The following is a 4,094-nucleotide window of genomic DNA, read 5'->3' as shown; positions in this document are numbered from 1 at the left end:
TACTAAGAGAACAAAAATAAGTTTAATATTTTATTATAAGCTATATATTTAACTATTTTTTAGTTTTTTGTATATAAAATAACCAAATTTAAAGATGCATTTCTCTTTTGAATACTTACATTTGTTTTAATTGTTTACCAAATTAGAATTATATATCCCTATGACATTAGTAAAAACATTTTTTTTATTTTTTTTGAGTTTCGTTGCTTTTGGACAAGAGCTTATTTCGCCATCAGGACATTTAAAAGTACAATTTAAGCTAACTAATGGTGTTCCATATTACTCAGTAGTGTATAAAAATAAAAGTATCATAAAAGAAAGTAAATTAGGAATTTATCTTAAAGAGGATTCCGATTTAGCTTCTAATTTAACACTAGAGAAAACAGCAATTGAATCTGTTACAAATTCTTGGCAACCTATTTTAGGAGAACAAAACACGATTCAAGATAATTATAATCAGTTGACAATTCAGTTGCTTCAGCAAAACACAAAAAGAAGGGTTAATCTTATTTTTAAGGCATTTGATGAAGGAATTGCTTTTCGATATGAATTTCCTAAACAAGAAAATTTAAACTACTTTGTCATTTCTGATGAAAAAACAGAATTTAATCTAACTGGAAATCATAAAGTTTTTTGGATTCCAGGGGATTTTGATAGTCAAGAATATGTATATAATGAGAATAGAATTTCTGATATAGATATTTCAAAACTAGACTTGAATAATGGAGTTGCATTACAGTCTATTAAAAGCAAGTATAGAGTGCAAACACCTTTACAAATGAAATCAGATGATGGAATATATCTAAATATTTTTGAAGCAGCTGTAGTAAATTATCCTGTAATGCATTTAAATGTTACTACTCAAAATTACCAACTCACCTCACAATTAGTTCCAAATGCAATTGGGGACATGGCTTATCTTCAAACACCTTGTGTATCCCCTTGGCGAACTATTATGGTATCTGATGATGCTAGAGATATAGTGGGTTCCAAAATGATTTTAAATTTAAACGAGCCATGTAAAATTGAAGATACATCTTTTATTAAGCCAATGAAATATATCGGGATTTGGTGGGAAATGCATGTTGGGAAATCAACTTGGGATTATGCAGGAAGTCAAAATGCTCAAAATGCAGCAACTAAAGAATTATTACCCTCTGGAAAACATGGTGCTACTACAGAAAATACGAAAAGATATATAGATTTTGCGGCAAAACATGGTTTTGATGGTGTTTTGGTTGAAGGTTGGAATGTAGGTTGGGAAGATTGGTTTGGAAATTGGAAAGAAGACGTTTTTGATTTTACTACACCCTATCCAGATTACAATTTGAAAGAAATTAATGATTATGCGAAATCCAAAAATGTAAAAATGATTATGCATCATGAAACTTCTGGTTCAGTTGCTAATTATGAGCGTCATTTAGATAGAGCAATGAATTTAATGAAGCAATATGGTTACCCTGCTGTTAAATCAGGTTATGTAGGAAGAATTATTCCTAGAGGGGAATTTCACGATGGTCAAACGATGGTAAATCATTTCAATTTTGTAGCTAAGCGAATGGCCGATAATAAATTGATGGTAAATTCACATGAGTCTTCTAGACCAACAGGCTTCAGTAGAACGTATCCTAATTATATAGCGGCGGAAGCTGCTAGAGGAAATGAATTTAACGCATGGAGTAGTGGTAATCCACCAGCTCATGAAACTATTTTACCTTTTACACGTCTTTTAGGTGGCCCAATGGATTATACACCTGGAATTTTTGAGATTAAGATGAATGTTTATGATCCTACAAAAAAAGAACAAGTTCATACAACATTAACAAAGCAATTGGCATTATACGTTACGATGTATTCTCCATTACAAATGGCTGCCGATCTACCAGAAAATTATGAAAAATATTTAGATGCATTTCAATTTATTAAAGATGTACCAGTAGATTGGCAAGATTCCAAATATCTTGAAGCGGAACCTGGAGATTATTTAACAGTAGTAAGAAAAGATAAACATTCTGAAAATTGGTTTTTAGGTGCTATTACCGATGAAAACGCACGTGTTTCAAAAATAAAATTAGATTTTTTAACCAATGGTAAAAAGTACAAGGCAACTATTTACCAAGATGGTAAAGACGCGCATTGGGAGAAAAATCCTAAAAGTTATACTATAAAAACAATCATAGTAACTTCAAAAGATAATTTACAATTAGAATTAGCTTCTGGAGGAGGAACAGCTATAAGTTTTCAAATTCAATAATGCAGTTTTATATTCCTCAGACTTCATTAGAAAGTAAGTTATTAACAATCGAAAACGTTGGAAATTTTTATTAAAATCACAAAAATAGCTTTAAGAAAACGTTTTCGTTAATAACTAATGATAATAAATGTATTAAGGAAAATCTTATAAATGTATATTTATGAAAAATTTCACTAAAAAATTATCATAATAGCAATTTAAGCTGAGATAACTTATTTATGATAAAATTTAGAATTGATCAACTAACCAACATTTAATTATGAGTACAAACCAAACAAAAACAAACTGGGCACAATTTATTCCTTTAGCATCAGTGTTCTTCTTTTGGGGTTTCGTTGCTGCAAGTAATGATATCTTAATTCCAGTATTTAAAAAAGCTTTTGATTTATCACAAGCACAAAGTCAATTAGTATCTGTGGCATTTTATATTGCTTATACTGTTGGTTCATTGATTTATTTATTAATCTCTTATTTAACTAAAGGAGATTTGATAAATAGAATGGGATATAAAAATTCATTAGCCTTAGGATTAGTAATTTCGGCAGTAGGAACGCTATTATTTTATCCTGCGGCCAATTTAGGATCGTTTCCATTAATGTTATCTGGTTTGTTTATAGTAGCATTAGGTTTTTCTTTACAGCAAACTGTTGCAAATCCACTAGCTATAGCTTTAGGTCCTATAACTACAGGTTCACAGAGATTAACACTTGCAGGAGGAATTAATAATTTTGGAACAACTATTGGACCATTAATTGTAAGCTTTGCAATTTTTGGATCAGCAGTTAATGGGAATGATAACAATATGAGCATAGAAAGTGTTAAAATACCATATTTAGTACTAGGTGCAGCCTTTTTATTAGTAGCTATTTTCTTGAAGTTTTCATCATTACCAGATAAACCAGAAATTGTTGTTGAATCAGATGATATTTCAATTAAAAAAGATAGAAATAGTGCATTAAAATATCCACAATTAATATTGGGAATGATAGCAATTTTTGTATATGTAGGTGTTGAAGTTTCTACAGCAAGTAACTTACCTGCATATATGGAAAAGGATTTAGGCTTTTTAACCAATGAGATTGCTCCCTATATTTCTTTATATTGGGCAAGTTTAATGATTGGGAGATGGACAGGTGCTGTTGAGGCGTTTACTGATAAAATGAACCTTCAAAAGATATTGAGATTTATAGCTCCTTATGTAGCTTTTGGTGTTTTTTTATTAGTAAATGCTATTGCTAAACATGATTTATCACCATTTTATATTTATGCTTTAATTATATTAGTTCTAATACTTGCAGATATGGCTAGTAAAGGTAATCCTGCTAGAATGTTATTAATTTTTTCTGGATTAGGTATTTTAGCATTATTGGTAGGAATGTCAACTACGGGAATGGTTAGTGTGTATGCTTTTACAAGTGTTGGATTATTTTGTAGTACATTATGGCCATGTATTTTTACTTTGGCAGTAAGTGGGTTAGGAAAAAATACAAGCCAAGGTAGTAGTTTTTTAATTATGATGATTATGGGAGGCGGTTTGATTAGTTTACTTCAAGGTTATGTTGCAGATTTAACCACCATACATTCAAGTTATATTGTAGGTGTTATTTGTTTTGCTTATTTAGCATTTTATGCTTGGAAAGTGAAAGGTATTCTAAATGAACAAGGAATCAATTTTGATAAAAAAATTAGTGGAGGACACTAATATAGAACTTCTGACTAGTCCTAAAAAATCGATACAGATTTATTAGACAAAAATAATTAAATTAAACACTTGCAAGAACGTTCTTGCAAGTGTTTTTTCTTTTATAAGTTCTCATTTTTAGATTAGATTGTTGATGCA

At 30.0% G+C, this 4,094-nt stretch carries 2 protein-coding genes; both read left to right on the top strand.

The window, feature by feature from the left end; all coding sequences use genetic code 11:
* The first annotated feature begins 160 nt into the window (after positions 1 to 160).
* Positions 161 to 2,254 carry a glycoside hydrolase family 97 protein gene (locus HALO113_RS15490; protein WP_159779996.1) on the top strand — a complete coding sequence of 698 codons (2,094 nt, stop codon included), beginning with the start codon at positions 161 to 163 and terminating at the stop codon, positions 2,252 to 2,254.
* Between the two features lie 259 nt (positions 2,255 to 2,513).
* Positions 2,514 to 3,956, top strand: a complete 1,443-nt coding sequence (locus HALO113_RS15485) for an MFS transporter (RefSeq protein WP_159779995.1) — start codon at positions 2,514 to 2,516, stop codon at positions 3,954 to 3,956.
* Positions 3,957 to 4,094: the final 138 nt, after the last annotated feature.

The organism is Flavobacterium sp. 9AF (assembly GCF_902506265.1).
GTDB lineage: Bacteria > Bacteroidota > Bacteroidia > Flavobacteriales > Flavobacteriaceae > Flavobacterium.
Note: the sequence above shows the minus strand (reverse complement) of the source record. Positions and strands in the feature narration are given on the sequence as shown.